This window comes from Virgibacillus sp. GM2-2 (genome assembly GCF_055329585.1).
The window spans coordinates 1-20,949 of sequence record NZ_JBUZWC010000013.1 but is presented as its reverse complement, the minus strand read 5'-3'; the positions used below and the strand labels follow the sequence as shown (position 1 = coordinate 20,949).

Below are 20,949 nucleotides of genomic sequence, written 5' to 3'. Positions count from 1 at the left end.
AGAAGGTGGGTATATAGATGGAGACAGGACCCTTTATTAAATTACAACGTATCAAGCAAGGAATGACACAAGAGGAATTAGCAGAGGGTATCGTTTCCATGTCATACTTGTCTAAGATTGAGAATCAGAAAACGGAGCCAAGCCCAGAAGTAATCAGCTTATTGTGTACACGTCTTGGAGTTCAGCGAGACGATGATAAAGAGGTTACGATCAAGGAGAAATGCCAAGAATGGTATGATTTGTTGTTTGAGACGAACGATAAAAAAGTAATAGAAGAAAAGTATCAAGAATTGGAGAATTTACTTAGCCATATTCATTCTGACAATTTAATACTTTTTGAGATTCATAGGGTTAGATATTATTTAGTGACAAAAGATATGGATAAGGCTCTTGAACAAATTAATAGACTCAATGAGATCTCTAACACCTTTGACAGTTTACATCAATTTTACTGGTATAAATTTAAAGGTAACTATAGTACTTCCAAAGGTGAATTCAATCAAGCAATGAGAATGTATAAACTGGCGGAAGAAAAACTAAATCAACTAAATCTAGATGAGGAATATGTAGCAGATTTACAATATACCATTGCTGTAACACATAGTAAGTTAAGAAATACTTTAGAATGTATTGAATATGCTAATAAAGCTATTGAAATCTTCAGGATAAAATATAATTTCTATAGATGTGCCCAATGCCATATCCTTCTTGGAATCTCTCATAGAAGAATAAGAGTTTATGAAAAGGCAATCAAAAATTTCAACCTAGCATTACACCTTGGAAAACTCACTAAAAATAAACAACTTATTCAATTAACTAATCAAAACCTAGGTGCATTATATTCTTCTAAAGGAGAGTCTAAAGAAGCAATTAAATTTTTTACGGAAATAATAAATTCTGAAGAAGTTTTTTTAATTGAAAGACTAGCTGCTGTATCATCCTTGGTGAGAGAAAATTATACTATTTATAATTTTGAAAAGGCAAAAGAGATGGTTAAGCAGGGATATGAATTAATTAAAAAGTTTAAGAATTTCGAGGACTGTAGACAGTTTTACTATGTGATCAAAACTTTCGATCATGCGATAAAGGAAGAACATGAAGAATTTGAGAAGACTGTCATAGATGAATACATCCCTTATCTAAAACAACACAAGGATTATGCAAACCTTATCATATATTCCAACATGCTTGGTAGTCATTATGAGAGGTTGTATAAATACAAAGAATCAATAAAGTTTTACAAGCTCGCTAATTACGCATATGAGCAAATAACGATTATTTAAAAGGAGGCGATAACTATGAAAAAGCTAATTGCGAGTGCAGCTTTAGGAGCTCTATTAGTAGCTGGATTCTTCATTACCTCTGATAAATCAACGGATCTAGCACATGATAGAGAACCAAGTGTTTACTCAATTAGTAACTCATATTTTTAAGTAAAAATTGAGTTACTAATCAATTTTTTTTACCCTATTACTATATGATGACTTGCCTGAATAGTGTGGAAAGCTATTCAGGCCTTTTTTTGTTTTTGGTGGGGTAATTCCCCATTAGTTGCTTATACACTGCTAACTCTGCTATTATCAATAGTATTGTAAGAGTTTTTATGGAGGTGCTTTAATTGGCGGATATTACGAAGGAAAATGTGAAGCATGTTGCGCATTTGGCTCGACTTGCGATTACGGATGATGAGGCGGATAAATTCACGAAACAGTTGAGTAAAATTATTGATTATGCTGAACAGCTAAATGAATTGGATACAGACAATATAGAACCAACTACACACGTACTGGATTCTAAGAATGTACTTAGAAAAGATGAGCCAAGACAATGGATTACACAGGAAGAAGCACTAAAGAATGCTCCAGATAAAAAAGACGGGCAATTTCGTGTGCCATCTGTTATGGATTAAGGGGGTTATAAAACATGTCATTATTTGATCACACGATAAAAGATTTGGAACAGAAATTACATAACAAAGAGATTACCGTTACAGATCTTGTAAATGAATCATACAAGCGGATAGAAGATGTTGATCAAGATGTACAAGCTTTTTTGACGCTGGATAAAGAGCGAGCACTTGAAAAAGCGAAGCAGTTGGATGCAGAAAATCCAGATGCGGCTGCATTATTATTTGGGATGCCAGTTGGAATTAAGGACAATATTGTAACGAAAAACCTTCGTACTACATGTGCTAGTCAATTCTTGGACAACTTTGACGATCCACTTTATGATGCGACTGTTGTTCAAAAATTGAACGATGCTAAGGCAGTTAATATTGGAAAATTAAATATGGATGAATTCGCAATGGGGTCATCCAATGAAAATTCAAGCTATGCGGCAACGCGTAATCCGTGGAACTTAGATTACGTTCCCGGTGGCTCAAGTGGTGGTTCTGCTGCTGCAGTAGCTGCTGGCGAAGTATTATTTTCACTAGGTTCGGATACCGGTGGTTCGATTCGTCAACCAGCAGCATTTTGTGGCGTTGTTGGGTTAAAGCCTACATATGGCCGTGTATCTAGATTCGGACTTGTTGCATTTGCATCATCACTTGATCAAATTGGTCCACTAACACGCACCGTCGAGGATAGTGCGCGTGTATTGGAAGTAATTGCAGGACATGATGAAATGGATTCTACTAGTAGAAATACAGAAGTTCCGAAATTTACTGATGCTCTATCAGGTGATGTAAAAGGTCTAAAAATTGCAGTACCAAAAGAGTATCTAGGTGAAGGTGTTTCTAAAGAAGTAAAGGACTCTGTTCTAGAAGCATTAAAGGTCTATGAATCCCTTGGTGCAGAATGGGAAGAAGTTTCCTTACCACATACAAAATATGCTGTTGCGACGTATTACTTACTAGCGTCTTCAGAAGCGTCTGCTAACCTTGCTCGCTTTGATGGGGTTCGATATGGAGTACGTTCACAAAATGCAACTAATATGTTAGATATGTTTAAAATGTCTCGTAGTGAAGGATTCGGTGATGAAGTAAAACGCCGTATCATGCTTGGAACGTATGCATTATCATCTGGTTATTATGATGCGTACTACAAGAAAGCTCAAAAGGTACGTAAGCTTATTAACAATGATTTTGCAGCAGTATTTGAAAGTTATGATGTCGTTATTGGGCCAACAACCCCAACGCCAGCTTTTAAAGTTGGAGAAAAAACAGATGATCCATTGACAATGTACACAAACGATATTTTAACAATCCCAGTCAATTTAGCTGGTATCCCTGGCATTTCCATTCCTTGTGGATTTTCAGAGAATGGATTGCCGATTGGCTTACAGGTAATTGGAAAACATTTTGACGAAGAAACAATTTTCCGTGCTGCGCATGCATATGAGCAAGCAACGGATCACCATACAAAACGACCTCAGCTTGGAGGTGCAAAGTAATGAATTTCGAAACAGTTATTGGACTTGAAGTACACGTTGAATTAAAAACACAATCAAAAATGTTTAGCCCAAGCCCCAACCACTTTGGCGCTGAACCAAATACGAATGTGAATCCGATCGATTTAGGGTACCCTGGAGTACTACCAGTTGTGAACGAAGAAGCAGTAAACTTTGCAATGAAAGCTGCAATGGCACTGAACTGTGAAATTGCAACGGATACAAAGTTTGACCGTAAAAACTATTTTTATCCGGACAACCCGAAGGCATATCAGATTTCGCAGTTTGATAAACCAATCGGTGAAAACGGCTGGATTGAGATTGAAGTGAATGGAAAGAAAAAGCGTATTGGAATCACGCGCTTGCATATGGAAGAAGATGCTGGAAAGCTTACACATGGTGATGATGGCTACTCGTTAGTGGACTTTAACCGTCAAGGTACTCCACTAATTGAGATTGTATCTGAACCGGATATGCGTTCTCCTGAGGAAGCATATGCTTACCTGGAAAAATTGAAAAACATTATTCAATATACGGGTGTTTCCGATTGTAAAATGGAAGAAGGTTCGCTTCGTTGTGATGCAAACCTATCCATCCGACCAATTGGGCGAGAAGAATTCGGTGTAAAAACGGAATTGAAAAACTTAAATTCTTTCACATTCGTTCAAAAAGGATTAGAGTTTGAGGAAAAACGCCAAGAAAAAGAACTTCTTTCAGGTGGAGAGATTTTACAAGAAACTCGTCGTTACGATGAAAAAACAAAAGAAACTATTCTGATGCGGGTTAAAGAAGGCTCAGATGATTACCGTTATTTCCCTGAACCTGACCTAGTACATTTATCTATTGATGGCGAATGGATGGATCGAATTCGTCAGCAGATTCCTGAACTACCAGATGCTCGGAAAGAACGTTTTATGATGGAATTAGAACTACCGGAATATGATGCCGCAATTATTACAAACTCAAAGGAAATGGCTGACTTTCTAGAGGAAACTATTACGCATGGTGCCGATACAAAACAAGCATCAAACTGGCTTATGGGTGCAGTGTTTGAATACATGAATAAACATCAAAAAGAACTTCATGATTTAGCGTTAACTCCAGAAGGGCTTGGAAAAATGATTACGTTAATTGAAGATGGAACGATATCATCTAAAATTGCAAAAAAAGTTTTTGCTGAGTTAGTTGAAAAGGGTGGAGATCCAGAGCAAATCGTTAAAGATAAAGGACTTGTTCAGATCTCTGATGAAGGTCAATTACGCGAGATTATTACGAAAATTTTAGATGACAATGAACAATCGATCATTGATTTTAAAAATGGTAAAGATCGCGCGTTAGGCTTCTTAGTAGGGCAAGTCATGAAGCAAACAAAAGGTCAAGCAAACCCTCCAATGGTGAATAAGCTATTGTTAGAGGAAATGAATAAGCGATAGAAGGAAATGGCTACCCTACAATTGGGTGGTCATTTCTATGTAAAATAACATATAAATCGCCAAGCTTTCATTGCAAAAGCCATAGTTGCCATTATACCGATTTCCTTAAAACGAAAATTTTCCTATCAGTGAAAAAAATTTTAGTTAAACCTTTTCAAATTACTTCAAAAGGACTATGATAGTGTTTGTATGTGATAATAAATTTACAAAATCTTTACATGCAATAGAGGGAGGGGACCTTATGAAACGGGCCCGAATTATTTACAATCCTACGTCTGGCCGTGAGGCATTTAAACGAGAATTACCAACCGTTTTAGAACGGTTTGAAATAGCAGGATACGAAACATCAGCCCATGCAACAACGTGTGAAGGTGATGCTGTTAAAGCTGCACAAACTGCAGTTGAGCGTCGTTATGACCTAGTAGTTGCTTGCGGTGGAGATGGAACGATAAATGAAGTGATTAATGGATTAGCTGAACAAGAGTACCGTCCGAAACTTGGCATCATCCCAGTAGGAACAACAAATGATTTCGCACGTGCACTTTGTATTCCACGCGATATCAATAAAGCAGTTGATGTTATTTTACAAGAGCAATCGATGTTTTTAGATATCGGCCGAGTAAACGATCGCTATTTCATGAATATCGCTGGTGGTGGAAAATTAACCGAACTAACATATGAGGTTCCAAGTCGATTGAAAACCATGCTTGGTCAACTAGCGTACTATATGAAAGGCATCGAAATGCTACCATCACTTAAGCCAACCAAGGTAAGGATTGAGTATGATGGACAGGTTCTAGAAGAAGATATTATGTTATTCCTCGTTTCCAATACAAACTCTGTTGGTGGCTTTGAAAAGCTCGCACCTTCAGCACGATTTGATGATGGATATTTTGACTTAATCATCTTACGAAAAGCAAATTTGGCTGAATTTATTCGAATTGCTAGCCTAGCACTGCGTGGTGCACATTTGGAAGACAAGCATGTCATTTACACGCAGGCAAAGCACGTCAAAGTCATCCCTGAGGAAAAAATGCAATTAAATATTGATGGAGAGTTCGGTGGTTTGTTACCAGGAGAATTTACCAACCTAACGAAACACATTGAATTCTTTGTATCCGATAAATTTTTGGAGAAACATGGCTGCTAGTAATAGCAGTCTTTTCTATTTTTATCACAAAAATACAAAATGTTTTTGTGGTAAAATAAAAGACAACTGTAGAAGTACGTAAAGGAAGGTATTCATGGCAAAACAACAAGCACCAGTAAAAAAGAACGATACAATTAACCTAACATTTGAAGATCTAACACACGAAGGTAGTGGTGTGGGGAAGGTTAATGGGTATCCATTATTTGTACCAAACGCTTTACCTAACGAGGAAGCGGTCGTAAAAGTAATAAAGGTTAACAAAAACTTTGGGTTCGGAAAAGTCCTTGAGTTTATGAAAACAAGCCCTGAGCGAATTGAACCAGTGTGTGACGTCCATTGTAATGGCTGCGGGCTCCAGCACATGAGCTATCGTCTGCAGCTAGAGATGAAAATGAACCAAGTGAAGAGTGCAATGAAGAAAATCGCCCACTTGGAGCATGTTCCCGTACATCCAATCATCGGAATGGATGATCCACTGCATTATCGAAACAAGGTGCAGATTCCTGTAGGTGAGAAGAACGGTGAGTTAATTACAGGTTTTTATCAAAAGCGCAGCCACCGAATCATTGAAAATACCGAAACGTGTTCGACACATAATGAGGTCATTAATGATGTTGTGAAAACAGTACGAGACACCGCAAATCTTCTCGGTATCAAAGCCTATAATGAAGAAAAGCACACAGGAGTATTGCGTCACATTATGGTTCGGACAGGTGAAGTAACAAAAGACATTATGGTGGTACTAGTAACTCGAACGGATAAATTGCCGCACAAAGATGAATTGATTCAAGGGTTGACGAAAGCATATCCGAACTTGAAATCAATTGTTCATAATGTAAATCCGAAGCTGACAAATGTCATTCTAGGTAAAAAGACAACAGTACTATGGGGCGATGCATATATTCATGATAAAATTGGTGATATTACCTTTGCCATATCGGCTAAATCGTTTTATCAAGTAAATCCAACACAGACGAAAGTTCTTTATGATAAAGCATTAGAGTATGCAAATATTGATAGTGAGGATATTGTCATTGATGCATATTGCGGTATTGGAACGATATCGTTGTTTTTGGCACAAAAAGCAAAGAAGGTGTACGGTGTTGAAATTGTTCCTGAAGCCATCAGTGATGCGAAGAAAAACGCCAAGTTAAACGGGATTACTAACGCGGAATTTTTTGTAGGAGAAGCGGAAAAAGTGATGCCATGGTGGACATCTCAAGGATTACAGCCTGACGTAATTGTTGTCGATCCTCCGCGCAAAGGTTGTGACGAAGAATTATTGAAGGCAATGATTGCTATGAAACCGAAACGGATTGTATACGTTTCATGTAATCCATCGACATTGGCACGCGACTTACGTGTGTTGGAAGATGGCGAATATGAGACAAAAGAAGTGCAGCCGGTGGATATGTTCCCTCAAACTGGGCATGTGGAGAATGTAGCAATACTTGAAAATAAATTTGTCTAACTAATATAAACATTTATCAGTGAAAATAAACATTTCCGATTTCTGGAACCGCTTCGGTAGAATCTCGGGTTTATTCCAATATGAACCCGGGATTTTTGTTATGCCTAATCCAATACGATTCCAAAAACACCCCAATATGTAATCCGCTTCTTTCTTTATTTTTTCCCTATAGTTTTTCGGAAATATTTATTTCAACTCTACAAAAACAATGAAAAATTAATGGAAAATAGTCCAAAAAACGTTCATTTTTGTACCAAAGTTCCTTCAAATTGTTGGTTCGGTAGGAAATCATGAGCTTATTTGTTTCCGAATTGACGGAATATTTCCGCGATATAAAATGAAGTTAAGGATGAAAGGAAGGAAAAAATAATTCTAGCAGCTTGTCTAACTTTATTTGACTGAAAATTTCCACGGTAATACAATGATGCTGAAGGGGTGGTTTCAAATGAGCGATGTAAAAAACGCTTATAATCAAATAGTAAATTTCATTAATAATGATAATGAAAAATCACTATTATTACGGGGGATTGCAGATACCGAAAAACATCAAGTACTACTAAAAGCACTTAATAAACAAGGAAATTTAAAAGGATTGATTTTTCTAATTCATACAGCTAGTGATGGAATGAAAAACTTCTTTAGATGGGCAGAACTACATAAAGTTAAAGTTCCTAAAAAATATGGAGAAGCTATGCGATTATCTAATTTAACAATTTACTTCGATAATCTAACCACTAATAATTATGTAGGAAAGTATGATCATCGTGAGTTTGACTTTATAATTATTTGGCCAATTCAAAGTGTCACAAAAAATGAAGAAGAGATTCAAATGCTTAGAGAAATAACAGAACGGCAAAGAACTAAAAAGGTGATATTTCTGACCATTAAGGAACCTTGGTATAACCCAGATGCTTTTGAAGGTTTTGTTGATCGGGTAATTCAGCTAGATTGTGAAAATGATAATCCTAAAGAGTATGAGGGAATATTAGATGTCTATGAAGAAGATATGAAAAGAAGATAATATTGATTATTATTAAGAACATATCTTGTGGAATAATATAATAAATAACGAAATTGGTGTTACAAAAGTTAATGAACGGGTAAATCTTAAATTGATATGTTCCCTCAAGAGTAAAATCATACACATGTTCACATCCACTAACGTAAGGTGCAAATATGCCTAAAGACATCAATTCTATCTTCTCAATTCACTTGGAGTGTGTAGCAATAAATTATTTAATTGCCATAACAATATGCTTATGATTATAATAAAATTGAGGTGAGAGCAATGTTGAAAGATGAAGTAAAAAAGTTGATTGACAAATTACCTGATAATTGTTCGATGGAGGATATCCAGTATTCACTTTACGTTCACTCAAAGTTTAATAAAGGATTACAGGATATTAGTGAAGGTAATATTATGTCCCATTCCGAGGTAAGAGAAAGTATGGATAAATGGTTCGAAAAATAATTTGGTCAATATCAGCTTATAAGGATTTACATCGTATTGTTGAATATATAGCAGATGACTCACCGTATTATGCAAAATCTTTTTATGAGAACACGATGGATAAGGCACAATCGTTAATTGAACTTCCATATCGAGGGCGAGTTGTTCCTGAAATAAGGGATCAAGATGTTAGAGAAATATTTATCCATAGTTACAGATTAATATATAAGGTTACAGAAACGAGTGTTATTGTTATTACCATAATCCATGGTGCAAGGGATATAACGTAGGCAAGATAATTAAAGAGCAGTAGTTGTGAAGAGCTTAGAAGTTTATCGAAGTTTGACGGGGAGTAACCCCTTGAATGAAGTTTCACTTTATTTTTAAATAGCTTTAAAAGTTTTAAAACCTGTATCATAAAATTTTGTTATGATACGGGTTTTATTTTATATTCTTGATTGTCACACAAGTTTTTTACGCTCATTTATTTACTGATCTGATCGAAAATCAACTGAAGAACAGTTAATAAGAGAGTTATAAAAAATATCCTCACTTCGAGATATTTCTCTTGATTTTTTATCAGTTAACATGTAAAGTGATAGTGACGAAAGGAAATGAGTTTAATGAGAAAAAATACACTTGGTTCACTAATCTGGGTACGTATTACTCGTTTTACACATCAAAGTAATTTATTATCGAATGAATTCTTAAAACAGTTTGGTATTACGGTTGCACAGTTTGATGTATTAAATCAGGTATCAACTTATCAGCCAATCACACAAAGTGAGCTGGCTGTAAAAGTAACGGTGTCTGAGGGCGGGATTTCACGCATGCTTTCTCGACTTGAGCAAGAAGGATATTTACAGCGTAAGCAGGACTGGAAAACCAAATGGATTACCCTTACTCCAAAAGGGGAAGATAAAATGCAAGAGGTTTTTGAACACCAACTTTCTTTCCAGACGTCCCTTGTCGATGATTGTTTGACAGAGGAAGAGCAGGAAACATTATATGAGCTCATGACTAAATTGCAAAAAAATACCGAAAGTAAATTAAAATAAGTGGTATGATGCTATGCTACTAATTTTTTTGACTATCACTTGACTAGTAAACCGAAAAAAGGGAGGCTTTTTATATGTATAAAATTCCTGGACATCACCACATTTCCATGATTACAAAAAACGCAAATCAAAATAATTACTTTTACAAGCATGTGCTTGGTTTACGTCGTGTGAAAATGACGGTTAATCAAGATGATCCGTCAATGTATCACTTATTTTACGGAGATAAAACAGGAAGCCCGGGAACTGAATTATCATTTTTTGAAATTCCGCTAGTAGGAAACACCTATCGTGGTACCAATGCAATTACTAGAATCGGATTACTGGTCCCTTCAGAGGACAGTCTAAAATACTGGAAAGTACGATTTGAGGAATATGGTGTGCAACACGGTGACATCACAACGTATGCCAATCATCCTGCCTTAAAGTTTGAAGACTCTGAAGGACTGCGTATGGTGTTAATTGTTTCAAACGGAGAAAAAATGAAGCACTGGGAAACATGGGAAAAATCCACGATACCTGCTGAACATCAAATTCAAGGTATGGGTCCAGTGGAAATGACAGTACGTAGACTCGATAAATTAGCAAACACGCTTACAGACATGTTTGGCTACACAGAGATAAGCCGTACAGATACCGAAGCGATTTTTCAATCAATCAAAGGAGAGGTATTTGGCGAAATCATAGTGAAATTATTGGACGGTCCTTCCGAAAAACCAGGTCGGGGTAGTATTCATCATTTGGCGATTCGTGTAAAAAATGATTCAGAGCTTGCCTACTGGGAAGAACAAGTAAAAGAAAGAGGTTTCCATTCCTCAGGGATTGTTGACCGCTTTTATTTTAAGAGTTTGTATTTCCGTGAATCAAACGGGATTCTCTTTGAAATTGCAACAGATGGACCAGGATTTACAATTGATGGAGAAGTGGAACATTTAGGTGAAGAACTTGATTTACCCCCATTTTTGGAGGAAAGACGAGCGGAGATTGAAGCAAAATTATCTCCTATTGAAGAGAGTGGCCAAAAAGGATAACAGCCATTAAATAAATTAAAAATATTATTGGAGGAATTAACATGAACCAAATAAAAGGAATACACCATGTAACGGCTATTACAAGTAGTGCAGAAAAGAACTATGAATTTTTTACGTATGTTTTAGGAATGCGTTTAGTTAAAAAGACGGTTAATCAAGATGATATACAAACCTACCATTTATTTTTTGCAGATGATAAAGGCAGCGCCGGAACAGATATGACATTCTTTGACTTTCCAGGCATTCCGAAAGGGGTACACGGCACGAATGAGATTTCAAAGACGTCATTCAGGGTGCCAAGTGATGCAGCTTTGGACTATTGGGTAAAACGTTTTGACCGGTTAGAGGTAAAACATACTGGAATTAACGAACAATTTGGGAAGAAAACGCTCTCTTTCGTTGATTTTGATGACCAACAGTATCAATTGATTTCAGATGAATTCAATAAAGGGGTAGAATCAGGTACACCTTGGCAAAAAGGTCCAATTCCACTGGAATATGCAATTACTGGTTTAGGCCCTGTCTTTATTCGTATTGCGAACGTCGATTATTTTAAAGAAATGCTGGAAAAAGTCTTATTATTTAAAGAGACTGCTAAAGAAGGATCATTCCAGTTATTTGAAGTAGGGGAAGGCGGTAATGGTGCCTCAGTAATTGTAGAATATAATGCGATCCTTCCTGAAGCACGACAAGGTTATGGTACGGTACACCATACGGCGTTCCGAGTAGAGGATCGCTCCGTATTAGATGAATGGACCGAGCGAATGAGTAATTTTGGATTTTCCACATCTGGGTATGTAAATCGTCACTTTTTTGAGTCTTTATACGCAAGAGTTGCACCACAAATCTTATTTGAGTTTGCTACGGATGGTCCTGGTTTTATGGGAGATGAACCGTATGAAACGCTTGGAGAGAAATTATCGTTACCTCCATTCTTAGAACCCAAACGTGCAGAAATAGAACAATCAGTTCGCTCCATTGATACAGTGAGAAGCACGAAGGAATTCGTTAAAGAATAAAAGGAAAATGTATAGTTATTTGCCATTTCAGCCCTGATTTCGTGAAAATAATCATTTGCGGAATCGGGGTCCTTTGTGTCCAATCCATAAAACCCAATCAATTTGCTAAAAAGTGCTTAAACATGGTATAAGTATAAAAGAAGCAGGGACATCTCTGCTTTTTATTTTTGTACTGATAGGAAAATGTAAGTTTTATGAATATCAGTATAAGGGCAACTAAGGCTTCGTCATTAAAGCTTGGTGATAAGCCTAGTTTTCTAAGGACAAGAGTTTGACATAGCATCCCATAATGAGAGGATTTGAGCTTGATTATGATAGATAATTTTTGGCGTGAATTACCACGACCGTTTTTTATACTGGCACCAATGGAAGATGTGACGAATGTTGTTTTTCGTCATGTAGTGACGGAAGCTGCCAGACCTGATGTGTTTTTTACGGAGTTTACAAACTCTGAGAGTTATTGTCACCCAGAAGGGAAACAGAGTGTGCGTGGGCGTTTGACTTTTACCGAAGATGAACAACCAATGGTTGCCCATATTTGGGGGGACAAGCCCGAGTACTTTCGAGAAATGAGTATTGGTATGGCGGAACTTGGATTTAAAGGTTTGGATATCAATATGGGCTGTCCTGTAGCGAATGTGGCAGGGAACGGAAAAGGTAGTGGCCTTATCCGTCGTCCTGAAGTTTCAGCAGAACTTATACAAGCTGCAAAGGCAGGAGGATTGCCCGTAAGCGTGAAAACAAGGCTTGGTTACACGTATGTGGACGAATGGCGAGACTGGATAACACACTTATTAAAGCAAGACATTGTTAACCTTTCCATTCATTTACGTACAAGAAAGGAAATGAGCCAAGTAGATGCTCATTGGGAACTAATCCCGGAAATTAAAAAACTTCGTGACGAGGTAGCACCAGATACACTTTTGACCATCAACGGTGATATCCCTGACCGCCAAACTGGTATGAAACTTGTGGATCAATACGGTGTTGACGGGATTATGATTGGGCGCGGTATTTTTACAAATCCATTTGCCTTTGAAAAAGAGCCGAAAGATCATACTAGTGAGGAACTCCTTGATCTTTTACGGTTGCAGTTGGATCTCTTTGATAAATATTCAAAATTAGAACCACGACCATTTAAGCCGCTTCGTCGCTTTTTTAAGATATATGTTAGAGGGTTCCGAGGGGCAAGTGAATTGAGAAATAAACTGATGGAAACAGAGACAACAGATGAAGTGCGAGAGTTGCTCGATAACTTTGAGTGAAGGTTAAATTTTCAACCTAACTGGAGGTCTAGAAATGGATAATAACGATATTTTAATTAGATTGAGATATGCACTGGATTTAAAAAATAAAACAGTAGTAGAAATAGTTAAACATGGTGGCGATGAAGTAACGATAGAAGAAGTCATAAAGTTACTGACAAAATCAGATCAGGATCTAATGGATGTCGATGAATCTGAAGAGCACATGCGGTGTACAAACAGTATGTTAGAGTCGTTTCTAAATGGACTGATTATTTATAAACGAGGAATACAAAAATCAAAGGATGGTCAGCCAATCAAACTAGATCGATCGATAAAGAATAATTCAAGTGTTAATAATGTTATGCTCAAAAAAGTGAAAATAGCATTAACATTAACGAGTGAAGATATAATAGATATCTTACAAATAGCAGGCGTCACGATAACCAAAGGTGAATTAAGTGCTCTACTACGAAAAGAAGGACACAAGAATTATAAAGAGTGTGGAGATCGATACGCAAGGAACTTTTTAAAAGGATTGGCTATTAAGTATAGAGGATAATGTGTGCAATTTAGGAGCTTATTATGGAAATATCATTGGTAAGGCACGGTAAATCAATTTGGATTGATGATAAGCCTATTACATGTAGAGATTTTAGAGGTTGGGTAGATACCTATAACAATAACGGAGTTTCTGAGGAAAACGCTTATCCTTCTGAAACTATTGAAAAAGTGACGAATGCAAACGTTGTGATTACCAGTAATTTGAAGCGGTCTATTGTATCTGCTCAATTTTTACATCCAAATCCTTCTACTATTTCAGATGCTTTATTTTGCGAAACAGAGCTACCGGTTCTTAAAATTGATTTATTCGGTTTGAAATTAAAACCAACAGTTTGGGCAGTCATATTGAGGTTGCTTTGGTTTTGTGGGTATTCTAATGGTTGTGAGTCGTTAAAGGATGCTAAAGTTAGGGCGAAGAAAGCATCCATAATATTAATCGACTATGCAAATGAGCGCGGTAATGTTGTGTTAATGGGACATGGATTTTTTAATAGGTTAATTGCAAAAGAACTTCAAAGAATTGGGTGGGAAGCTACCCGGAAAATGAGTTCGAAACACTGGGAATCTACCACCTTTTTCATGCGATGATATACGAATTTGAACGGAAATTGTACATTAAACAGATAACTGCATGTAGGAGGAAAATACATGACAACGGAACAAGGCTATATCGAAGTAACAGGTGGGAAAGTATCATATGAGATTCATGGTGCTCACATTAATAATACACCGGTCATCATCTTACACGGTGGACCAGGATCGTCTTGCTATTCTTTACAAGGATTAAAAGCTCTAGCGGAAGATCGTCCAGTCATTTTTTATGATCAATTGGGATGCGGTAAGTCTGATCGACCTTCCGACACATCGTTGTGGCATATCGATCGATTTGTGGAAGAATTGCACCAGCTAAAAGAAGGACTTCAATTGAAGGAATTTCACGTTCTAGGTCATTCATGGGGGACAACATTAGCTGCGGCATACTACTTAGCACATCCTGAAGGTGTGAAGAGCATTATATTTTCGAGTCCGTGCTTAAGTGCACCATTGTGGGCGAAGGATCAGGAACGGAACCGTGAAAAATTACCAGTCGATGTTCAACAAACGTTGAAAAGATGTGAAGAAAATGGTACCACTGATTCCGAAGAATATAGAGAAGCAACGAAAGTATTTGGCAAATACTTCATTTGTAGATTAGATGGAATGGAAGATTTCTTTAAACAAGGGGCACAGTATAAAAACCGTGAAATTTACAAAATTATGTGGGGACCTTCTGAGTTTCATGTGACAGGTAATCTGAAAAACTTTGATTGTACAGAACAACTTAAAACGTTAAACGTACCAACATTGTACACGTGCGGTAGATATGATGAAGCGACACCAGAATCGACTAACTACTTCAGTGAACTAACACCAAATAGCAAGTTTCATGTCTTCGAAAAAAGCGCGCATATGGCCTATATGGAAGAAACAGAAGAATTTATGCGAACAATGAAAGATTTTTTAAATAGTGTTGATTAAAAAACTGTCATTTAAAATGACGAGGGGTTGTCACCAGCAGTATTTCTGGTGCAACTCCTCTTTCAATTTAACAACTTTGGATATGATTAAAATAGCATAATAAAAAGTAGTTCAACTTAAGAATAAAAACTTAAGTTGAACTACTTATAGTTGTGTACAACATTACTTAGCAAATCGATGATCTCCAATAGTAACTGTCACATCACGTGTTAGAATCCAGTCACTTGTTGCAGTTTGCGGATTATAGAAGTATAAAGACCCTTGTCCTTGACCTCTAAATGCGATTGCTTCATTCACAGCTCGCATTGCTTCTGCATCATAGGCTTGGTTGATGGTTCCATTTTGTACTGGTGTAAAGGCGTAGCTTCCACCTTCACGTTCGTAAATGACACCTTCAATTGTGTTTGGAAATTCTCCATGATCCACACGGTTTAAAATAACTGTAGCGACACCAACCTTTCCTGCATATGGTTCACCTTTCGCTTCAGCATGCACAAGCTGTGCCATTAGTTTTTTATCCTCGTAGGAAATATCATTTGGAATTCGAATTGTTTCACCTGCATACAGAAGGCTTCCAGAACGTTGATTAGCGATTTGTAGGTTTGATAGACTTATGTCAAACTTATTAGCAATCGACCAGAACGACTCGCCTTCCTTTACGGTATAAGATGAAGCGCTAGCAGCTACAGGTAGTGCCAATACGCCAATAGATATACTTGATGCGAGAATTAATTTTTTCAGTTTGCTCATTTTTCGTAACCCCCTAGTAGATTAGTTCTCTATTAAAAGGCTACTAAATGTAACATACTTTCGCATTATCCAAAATATCCCTATTAAACTAGTACACTTCGCAACCGTTATCATTATTATAATAGGTCGTTGCGTGGGAATTTTTGCCTACCTGAGAAAAAATACATTTTTTGTGAGTAGTGGAAAAGAAAGGTTGATATGTAACAGAACATTTCAAGTTTGTAACAGTTAGTTGGGTATTAAATGAGCACTAGACTGTGATTACAGTGGATTCATTTGTGGTAAAATTAGGATATATAGAATGGAGATGTCAAAATCACAATGAAAACATAAAGGGTGTGAACTGGTTGGAAAAGATAACGAAAGAGCTTTTTTTAGAAATAATGGAGATATTAGATGAAAAACTTGGGGAAAACAAATTGAAACTGACGTTAAATATTTATGGTGGGACAGTTATGATGGCCTGTTTTGATGCCAGACCAGCAACAAAGGATATTGATGCTATATTCAATACATCTTCGCAAATAGAAAATATATTAGTTGATATTACTGAAACGTATGGTTTAAATAATGACTGGATCAATCAAGATATAAAAGAACCGTTAAAGTATGTTAAAGATGAAAAATTGGAGGAAGTTTATCATTATAAAAATCTAAAAATCCTCACGCCGAGTGCGGAACAAATGTTGGCAATGAAGATTCTTTCGGCCAGGCCAGAACCGTACAGGGATTTTAATGATGCTGAATTATTAATTAGCCATCTGAAAATTGACACATTAGAGGATGTTATGACTGTGTTTGATAAATTTATAGGCAGAAAGTATTTGGGAGATAGGCAAAAAATGTTTTTAAATTATGTTGGAAAGGATTTAAATAAGCCATGGAAAAAATTCTCGGTATAATTAAATCGGATGATTTTAACTTTGCTTTGACCAATTTATTGATTGACCTCTATTCAACTGACTATGAAAGGAAATTTGATGAGTTAAGGTTTGATGAGAATGAAGTGGATAATTTAAGTAAAGAAGAATTGGAAAGACTCACTAAGGTTGCAGCTGTTATTGAGTATGTCGGAAACAGACAGTCAAAGGCAAAATTATATAGGTGGATTTATTCCGATAAACTAAGGCTAGAATTCCCATATACTCCAGGTGTAGAGCATGAAAGTATCGCTAGAATAAGAAGGATTTTTTCTGCTCCTAAGGAATTTGCGTTACGTAATGTATTTTTTGAAGAAGAAACATTGAAGCCGATATAGGAATAGTTTATCCATTTAACGGCTTCAAGCTATAATAATCCAACATTTCGTTTACATCATGAATATTATATATCTTTTTCTCTAAGCAGAACTGAAGGACCAAATCAGATGTTTCACTGTTTGCAAATGAATATCCAGCTGAAGTTAGTATTGTATCGATATCCTCTTTTGATAATTCAAGTGCTAGTGCAAGCGCAAGAATTGTATTTTTCTTGGGACGGTAGTTTGGATTGGACCGAATTTTGGAAAAGTGTCGGCGATCAATTCCAGCTTTATTGTATATATCAGAATCGCTAGCACCATTTTGGTCAATAAAATCGAATAGTACATCATGAAAACCTGGCTTTCGTTTACGTTTAACAAAGTTATCGATTTCATTTCCAATAGCATGATCGTATACAACACTTTCATCAAAGAGAGGTTGGCTATAGGAAATAAACTGCTCCATGTGAATATCAATGTATTCCTGTAACTCTAAGATCAGTTTTTTTGTAAGCATGAAGATGCCTCCTAAATTGTCGCTTTTCAGGCGACCACAGGGTAGATAAAGTTAGCTACTATTATACCATGATGTAAAACTTAGGAGGATGTTGAAAATGAATAAAAATCTCACTGAAATTATCTTTTTACTTGATCGAAGTGGATCAATGAGTGGTCTAGAAAATGATACGATAGGTGGATTTAATGCTTTAATCGAAAAGCAAGGCAAACTAGATGGAGAAACGATTTTAACAGCTGCGCTTTTTGATGACCATTATGAAGTGCTCTGGAGTGGAGTTGATGCAAGTAGCGTGAGATTAACAGATAAAGAATACTATGTTAGAGGAACGACAGCATTGCTGGATGCAATAGGAAAAACGATTTTAGAGGTTAATAAAAGACATTTCGATGTTAGTGATGAAACAAAAGCAGGGAAGGTATTATTTGTGATCACCACTGATGGTTTGGGAAATGCAAGTCGCGAATTTTCGCACCAAAAAATAAAAGAAATGATTCAACGTCAGGAAAAAGAAAACGGTTGGGAATTCATGTTTATTGGTGCGAATATGGATGCGATTGCTGAAGCTGGAAATGTAGGGATTAGTATAGAGAATGCCCATAGCTTCGAAGCGTCAAGCGCTGGTGTTGAGAAAATGTATTCTATGGTCCATGAAGAATTATCTGCCAGACGACATAACTAAAATTGTAGAAAGATAACAGTAGCAATCAATATAAGAAAAATCGCACCAGTGAACAGTAGGGAATTAACACGTGATGTGCTAGCTTCTTTTAGGTCTTTCCAATTAACTGGTTTGATGCCACTAAACCAAAACACAATGATAGCTGACAACAGAATCGAATTAATATTAATGAAAAGTAATAACAACGGTTGGATGGCAGACTCCAATTGGGCAGCACCAATCATCATACCTAAAACAATTGCTGGGGGTAATACAGCTAGTGAGATCATTACCCCTACTAGTTGTCCTTGTGAACGTTTTACAAAAGAAATTGCCCCTGCTGCTCCAGCGGAAATAGCAACGACAATATCCAATAGACGAACTTCGGTTTGCGCTTGAAATTCCTCGCTGTTAACAGGAAGGGGGAGTAAATAGCCTAATAATGCCGCAATGGTAATGGAAATGAAGAGACCATACACAGCTGTAATGATCGATTGCCGAATTAATTTCTTTTCACCAAGGACGGAAGAAAAGGAAACGCCTGTAATCGGTCTAATGGATGGGTCGATAATATTCGCTCCTAAAACTAAAGCGGGATTATTTTGAATAACACCAACAGCTGCAACGAGTGCAGCAAACACAGTAAACCAAGAAAAACTACTGTCAATCTTACTAGAAGTTTCTACAACTGAATACAGTTCCAACCTGCTTGCTCTTTCAAATTGCTCATTGTCATCTTTAGGTGTATTTTTTTCATGATATTTGCTTGGAATATACGCTTTAACTGTGTATAGTAACGCATCGAATTGACTATGCTCATCAGACGCTAATTTCTCCAGGAAATTCAATATTTCTTCTGCAGCTTGTTTCTCGACCAAAATCCGAATACGTACTTCATCGTTTACGTTAGACACCCAATACGAAGTATAAGAGAAGTCCTCTAACAGGTCATGTTGATAATTAAAATTTTCGGGTGCGTATACCTCAATCAATTGTAGTTCCATAAGTATTATCCCTCATATAATTTGTAATGTATTCCATACCTATTTTTGCCGAATTTTTATATATGTAGTCTTTACACATATTTGCGTTCTAAAAAGATTTGTGAAAAATAAGAAAAAAGGCTAAGCTTATCCTATAGTTGAGTGGAAATGGGGGAGAAAAAATGAATGAAAAATCCACATTATTTAACGCATATAAACATACTGATCACCAAGTGGCAGGGCATGGTCCGAGAAATATTCAAGTGTTAAAAGATGTACTGGAGAATGTTGAGGGTCAACAAGAAAGTGATATTTATGGTGGTGGTAACATTATCGAAGAATTTCAAGCAAAAATGGCGAATTATTTAGGTGAAAAATCTGCCGTGTTTTTTCCAAGTGGAACGATGGCACAACAAATTGCATTAAGAATCTGGTGTGATCAAAAAAAGGTGAAAAAGGTTGCTTACCATCCGCTATGTCACCTTGAAATTCATGAACAAGATGGTTTAAAGGAATTGCATCATATTGAGTCAATTTTACTCGCGGATAAAGAGCGTGTTATTCAATTGGAAGATGTTGTGAACATGAAAGAAAATGTAGCTTGTGTATTGCTTGAACTGCCACAACGAGAAATTGGTGGACAATTACCAGCGTTTCAAACACTTGAAGCTATTTCTTCTTATTGTCGGGAAAATGATATTAAAATTCATTTGGATGGGGCGCGTCTGCTAGAAGTGCTTCCTTATTACCAAAAGACAGCTGCTGAAGTATGTGCACTCTTTGATAGTGTCTATATTTCAGTGTACAAAGGCATTGGAGGAGTAGCTGGAGCAATTTTGGCAGGTTATCAGGACTTTACAGAGGAGTCTAAAATATGGAAAAGACGACATGGAGGGGATTTGATTAGCCTTTATCCCTATATAGTTAGTGCAGATCATTATTTCGAGCAACGAAAAAGTAAAATGAGTCAGTATTATCTTGATGCTAAAGAGTTAGCTGAATTCTATAATCAATGTCATGCTGTATCAACAACACCTAAAGTTCCTGTGTCAAATATGTTTCATGTTTATGTTGATGTGCCGAAAGATAAGCTTGAATCCGTATTGATTTCACTTTATGAAGAGACTGGGATTGGTTTGACTGGCAATATACAGGATAAAACTGAAGGTGGAAGTTTTTTTGAAGTGAGTGTAGGGGATAACTACTCTAGTTTACCTAAAGAAAGATTGGAAAAAGTATTCCACCTTCTTAATGAAAAGTTAAAAAGTATAAAATAGTTTATCAAAGAGAATACGAACAATAATATAAAATGGTGTAAAAAACCACTCCGGAAATAAACTGCGCTTTCCGCGGGTGGCTGGTGAGCTTCCTCGTGCTTTCGCACAAGGGCACTGAAAAAGTTAAATGAAGTACAAAAAATATGTGGATCTACCATCGCATCTTTGAATATACTGCGCTTTCCGCGGGCGA

24 protein-coding genes are annotated in these 20,949 nt (G+C 36.7%); 21 read left to right on the top strand and 3 right to left on the bottom strand.

Annotation, left to right across the window (positions count from 1 at the left end; all coding sequences use genetic code 11):
* The first annotated feature begins 17 nt into the window (after positions 1-17).
* From ACY9Z2_RS14180 to ACY9Z2_RS14100, 17 genes are all read left to right on the top strand, one after another.
* A complete protein-coding gene (locus tag ACY9Z2_RS14180) occupies positions 18-1,283 on the top strand; it encodes a helix-turn-helix domain-containing protein (protein ID WP_463610309.1) in 1,266 nt (421 codons plus the stop codon).
* A 15-nt stretch (positions 1,284-1,298) separates the two neighbouring features.
* Complete coding sequence (locus ACY9Z2_RS14175; RefSeq protein WP_463610308.1) at positions 1,299-1,433, top strand: hypothetical protein; 135 nt, start codon at positions 1,299-1,301, stop codon at positions 1,431-1,433.
* A 185-nt stretch (positions 1,434-1,618) separates the two neighbouring features.
* The gene (gene gatC / locus ACY9Z2_RS14170; protein ID WP_463610307.1) at positions 1,619-1,909 is read left to right on the top strand and encodes an Asp-tRNA(Asn)/Glu-tRNA(Gln) amidotransferase subunit GatC; all 291 of its coding nucleotides are present in this window, start codon (positions 1,619-1,621) and stop codon (positions 1,907-1,909) included.
* A gap of 14 nt (positions 1,910-1,923) precedes the next feature.
* Positions 1,924-3,393: an Asp-tRNA(Asn)/Glu-tRNA(Gln) amidotransferase subunit GatA gene (gene gatA, locus ACY9Z2_RS14165; RefSeq protein WP_463610306.1), complete on the top strand. Its 1,470-nt coding sequence runs from the start codon at positions 1,924-1,926 to the stop codon at positions 3,391-3,393.
* Positions 3,393-4,823, top strand: a complete 1,431-nt coding sequence (gene gatB, locus ACY9Z2_RS14160; RefSeq protein WP_463610305.1) for an Asp-tRNA(Asn)/Glu-tRNA(Gln) amidotransferase subunit GatB — start codon at positions 3,393-3,395, stop codon at positions 4,821-4,823. The genes gatA and gatB overlap by 1 nt, the downstream gene beginning before the upstream one ends.
* A 241-nt stretch (positions 4,824-5,064) precedes the next feature.
* Complete coding sequence (locus ACY9Z2_RS14155) at positions 5,065-5,973, top strand: diacylglycerol kinase (RefSeq protein WP_463610304.1); 909 nt, start codon at positions 5,065-5,067, stop codon at positions 5,971-5,973.
* Between the two features lie 94 nt (positions 5,974-6,067).
* Positions 6,068-7,444: a 23S rRNA (uracil(1939)-C(5))-methyltransferase RlmD gene (gene rlmD, locus ACY9Z2_RS14150; protein WP_463610303.1), complete on the top strand. Its 1,377-nt coding sequence runs from the start codon at positions 6,068-6,070 to the stop codon at positions 7,442-7,444.
* A 445-nt stretch (positions 7,445-7,889) separates the two neighbouring features.
* Positions 7,890-8,465 (top strand): hypothetical protein, encoded by a 576-nt coding sequence (locus tag ACY9Z2_RS14145; RefSeq protein ID WP_463610302.1) that lies wholly within the window; start codon positions 7,890-7,892, stop codon positions 8,463-8,465.
* A gap of 267 nt (positions 8,466-8,732) precedes the next feature.
* The gene (locus tag ACY9Z2_RS14140; protein ID WP_463610301.1) at positions 8,733-8,915 is read left to right on the top strand and encodes a hypothetical protein; all 183 of its coding nucleotides are present in this window, start codon (positions 8,733-8,735) and stop codon (positions 8,913-8,915) included.
* A complete protein-coding gene (locus tag ACY9Z2_RS14135) occupies positions 8,900-9,184 on the top strand; it encodes a type II toxin-antitoxin system RelE/ParE family toxin (protein ID WP_463610300.1) in 285 nt (94 codons plus the stop codon). The genes ACY9Z2_RS14140 and ACY9Z2_RS14135 overlap by 16 nt, the downstream gene beginning before the upstream one ends.
* Before the next feature lie 333 nt (positions 9,185-9,517).
* Entirely contained in the window at positions 9,518-9,952 is a 435-nt protein-coding gene (locus tag ACY9Z2_RS14130) for a MarR family winged helix-turn-helix transcriptional regulator (RefSeq protein WP_463610299.1), read from the top strand.
* Positions 9,953-10,026: 74 nt separating this feature from the next.
* A complete protein-coding gene (locus tag ACY9Z2_RS14125; protein ID WP_463610298.1) occupies positions 10,027-10,983 on the top strand; it encodes a ring-cleaving dioxygenase in 957 nt (318 codons plus the stop codon).
* Positions 10,984-11,024: 41 nt separating this feature from the next.
* Positions 11,025-12,002: a ring-cleaving dioxygenase gene (locus ACY9Z2_RS14120; RefSeq protein WP_463610297.1), complete on the top strand. Its 978-nt coding sequence runs from the start codon at positions 11,025-11,027 to the stop codon at positions 12,000-12,002.
* A gap of 311 nt (positions 12,003-12,313) precedes the next feature.
* On the top strand, positions 12,314-13,267 hold the full coding sequence (locus ACY9Z2_RS14115) for a tRNA dihydrouridine synthase (protein ID WP_463610385.1): 954 nt from the start codon (positions 12,314-12,316) through the stop codon (positions 13,265-13,267).
* Positions 13,268-13,301: 34 nt separating this feature from the next.
* Positions 13,302-13,808, top strand: a complete 507-nt coding sequence (locus ACY9Z2_RS14110) for a YehS family protein (RefSeq protein ID WP_463610296.1) — start codon at positions 13,302-13,304, stop codon at positions 13,806-13,808.
* Positions 13,809-13,831: 23 nt separating this feature from the next.
* Complete coding sequence (locus ACY9Z2_RS14105; RefSeq protein ID WP_463610295.1) at positions 13,832-14,398, top strand: histidine phosphatase family protein; 567 nt, start codon at positions 13,832-13,834, stop codon at positions 14,396-14,398.
* A 60-nt stretch (positions 14,399-14,458) separates the two neighbouring features.
* Positions 14,459-15,328: a proline iminopeptidase-family hydrolase gene (locus ACY9Z2_RS14100; protein WP_463610294.1), complete on the top strand. Its 870-nt coding sequence runs from the start codon at positions 14,459-14,461 to the stop codon at positions 15,326-15,328.
* Positions 15,329-15,490: 162 nt separating this feature from the next.
* Here ACY9Z2_RS14100 and ACY9Z2_RS14095 read toward each other — a convergent pair whose 3' ends face one another.
* A complete protein-coding gene (locus ACY9Z2_RS14095) occupies positions 15,491-16,078 on the bottom strand; it encodes a cell wall hydrolase (protein WP_463610293.1) in 588 nt (195 codons plus the stop codon).
* A gap of 347 nt (positions 16,079-16,425) precedes the next feature.
* Here ACY9Z2_RS14095 and ACY9Z2_RS14090 point away from each other — a divergent pair, with 347 nt between their 5' ends.
* Both ACY9Z2_RS14090 and ACY9Z2_RS14085 read left to right on the top strand, forming a co-directional pair.
* On the top strand, positions 16,426-16,980 hold the full coding sequence (locus ACY9Z2_RS14090) for a DUF6036 family nucleotidyltransferase (protein WP_463610292.1): 555 nt from the start codon (positions 16,426-16,428) through the stop codon (positions 16,978-16,980).
* Positions 16,959-17,336 carry a hypothetical protein gene (locus ACY9Z2_RS14085; RefSeq protein WP_463610291.1) on the top strand — a complete coding sequence of 126 codons (378 nt, stop codon included), beginning with the start codon at positions 16,959-16,961 and terminating at the stop codon, positions 17,334-17,336. The genes ACY9Z2_RS14090 and ACY9Z2_RS14085 overlap by 22 nt, the downstream gene beginning before the upstream one ends.
* 7 nt (positions 17,337-17,343) lie before the next feature.
* Here ACY9Z2_RS14085 and ACY9Z2_RS14080 read toward each other — a convergent pair whose 3' ends face one another.
* Positions 17,344-17,835, bottom strand: coding sequence for a hypothetical protein (locus tag ACY9Z2_RS14080; protein WP_463610290.1), 492 nt, complete (start codon positions 17,833-17,835; stop codon positions 17,344-17,346).
* A 97-nt stretch (positions 17,836-17,932) separates the two neighbouring features.
* Between ACY9Z2_RS14080 and ACY9Z2_RS14075 the strand changes: the two genes are divergently transcribed.
* Positions 17,933-18,517 carry a vWA domain-containing protein gene (locus tag ACY9Z2_RS14075; RefSeq protein ID WP_463610289.1) on the top strand — a complete coding sequence of 195 codons (585 nt, stop codon included), beginning with the start codon at positions 17,933-17,935 and terminating at the stop codon, positions 18,515-18,517.
* Here ACY9Z2_RS14075 and ACY9Z2_RS14070 read toward each other — a convergent pair.
* Positions 18,514-19,500 (bottom strand): TIGR00341 family protein, encoded by a 987-nt coding sequence (locus ACY9Z2_RS14070; RefSeq protein ID WP_463610288.1) that lies wholly within the window; start codon positions 19,498-19,500, stop codon positions 18,514-18,516. The genes ACY9Z2_RS14075 and ACY9Z2_RS14070 overlap by 4 nt on opposite strands.
* Before the next feature lie 161 nt (positions 19,501-19,661).
* Between ACY9Z2_RS14070 and ACY9Z2_RS14065 the strand changes: the two genes are divergently transcribed.
* Positions 19,662-20,756: a threonine aldolase family protein gene (locus ACY9Z2_RS14065; RefSeq protein WP_463610287.1), complete on the top strand. Its 1,095-nt coding sequence runs from the start codon at positions 19,662-19,664 to the stop codon at positions 20,754-20,756.
* The last annotated feature ends 193 nt before the right edge of the window (positions 20,757-20,949 follow it).

Bases quoted from the DNA above. Each gene is read 5' to 3' on its own strand.
- ACY9Z2_RS14180 (WP_463610309.1), top strand. From the start codon at position 18: ATGGAGACAGGACCCTTTATTAAATTACAACGTATCAAGCAAGGAATG.
- ACY9Z2_RS14175 (WP_463610308.1), top strand. From the start codon at position 1,299: ATGAAAAAGCTAATTGCGAGTGCAGCTTTAGGAGCTCTATTAGTAGCT.
- gatA (WP_463610306.1), top strand. From the start codon at position 1,924: ATGTCATTATTTGATCACACGATAAAAGATTTGGAACAGAAATTACAT.
- gatB (WP_463610305.1), top strand. From the start codon at position 3,393: ATGAATTTCGAAACAGTTATTGGACTTGAAGTACACGTTGAATTAAAA.
- ACY9Z2_RS14155 (WP_463610304.1), top strand. From the start codon at position 5,065: ATGAAACGGGCCCGAATTATTTACAATCCTACGTCTGGCCGTGAGGCA.
- rlmD (WP_463610303.1), top strand. From the start codon at position 6,068: ATGGCAAAACAACAAGCACCAGTAAAAAAGAACGATACAATTAACCTA.
- ACY9Z2_RS14145 (WP_463610302.1), top strand. From the start codon at position 7,890: ATGAGCGATGTAAAAAACGCTTATAATCAAATAGTAAATTTCATTAAT.
- ACY9Z2_RS14140 (WP_463610301.1), top strand. From the start codon at position 8,733: ATGTTGAAAGATGAAGTAAAAAAGTTGATTGACAAATTACCTGATAAT.
- ACY9Z2_RS14135 (WP_463610300.1), top strand. From the start codon at position 8,900: ATGGTTCGAAAAATAATTTGGTCAATATCAGCTTATAAGGATTTACAT.
- ACY9Z2_RS14130 (WP_463610299.1), top strand. From the start codon at position 9,518: ATGAGAAAAAATACACTTGGTTCACTAATCTGGGTACGTATTACTCGT.
- ACY9Z2_RS14125 (WP_463610298.1), top strand. From the start codon at position 10,027: ATGTATAAAATTCCTGGACATCACCACATTTCCATGATTACAAAAAAC.
- ACY9Z2_RS14120 (WP_463610297.1), top strand. From the start codon at position 11,025: ATGAACCAAATAAAAGGAATACACCATGTAACGGCTATTACAAGTAGT.
- ACY9Z2_RS14115 (WP_463610385.1), top strand. From the start codon at position 12,314: ATGATAGATAATTTTTGGCGTGAATTACCACGACCGTTTTTTATACTG.
- ACY9Z2_RS14110 (WP_463610296.1), top strand. From the start codon at position 13,302: ATGGATAATAACGATATTTTAATTAGATTGAGATATGCACTGGATTTA.
- ACY9Z2_RS14105 (WP_463610295.1), top strand. From the start codon at position 13,832: ATGGAAATATCATTGGTAAGGCACGGTAAATCAATTTGGATTGATGAT.
- ACY9Z2_RS14100 (WP_463610294.1), top strand. From the start codon at position 14,459: ATGACAACGGAACAAGGCTATATCGAAGTAACAGGTGGGAAAGTATCA.
- ACY9Z2_RS14095 (WP_463610293.1), bottom strand. From the start codon at position 16,078: ATGAGCAAACTGAAAAAATTAATTCTCGCATCAAGTATATCTATTGGC.
- ACY9Z2_RS14085 (WP_463610291.1), top strand. From the start codon at position 16,959: ATGGAAAAAATTCTCGGTATAATTAAATCGGATGATTTTAACTTTGCT.
- ACY9Z2_RS14080 (WP_463610290.1), bottom strand. From the start codon at position 17,835: ATGCTTACAAAAAAACTGATCTTAGAGTTACAGGAATACATTGATATT.
- ACY9Z2_RS14075 (WP_463610289.1), top strand. From the start codon at position 17,933: ATGAATAAAAATCTCACTGAAATTATCTTTTTACTTGATCGAAGTGGA.
- ACY9Z2_RS14070 (WP_463610288.1), bottom strand. From the start codon at position 19,500: ATGGAACTACAATTGATTGAGGTATACGCACCCGAAAATTTTAATTAT.
- ACY9Z2_RS14065 (WP_463610287.1), top strand. From the start codon at position 19,662: ATGAATGAAAAATCCACATTATTTAACGCATATAAACATACTGATCAC.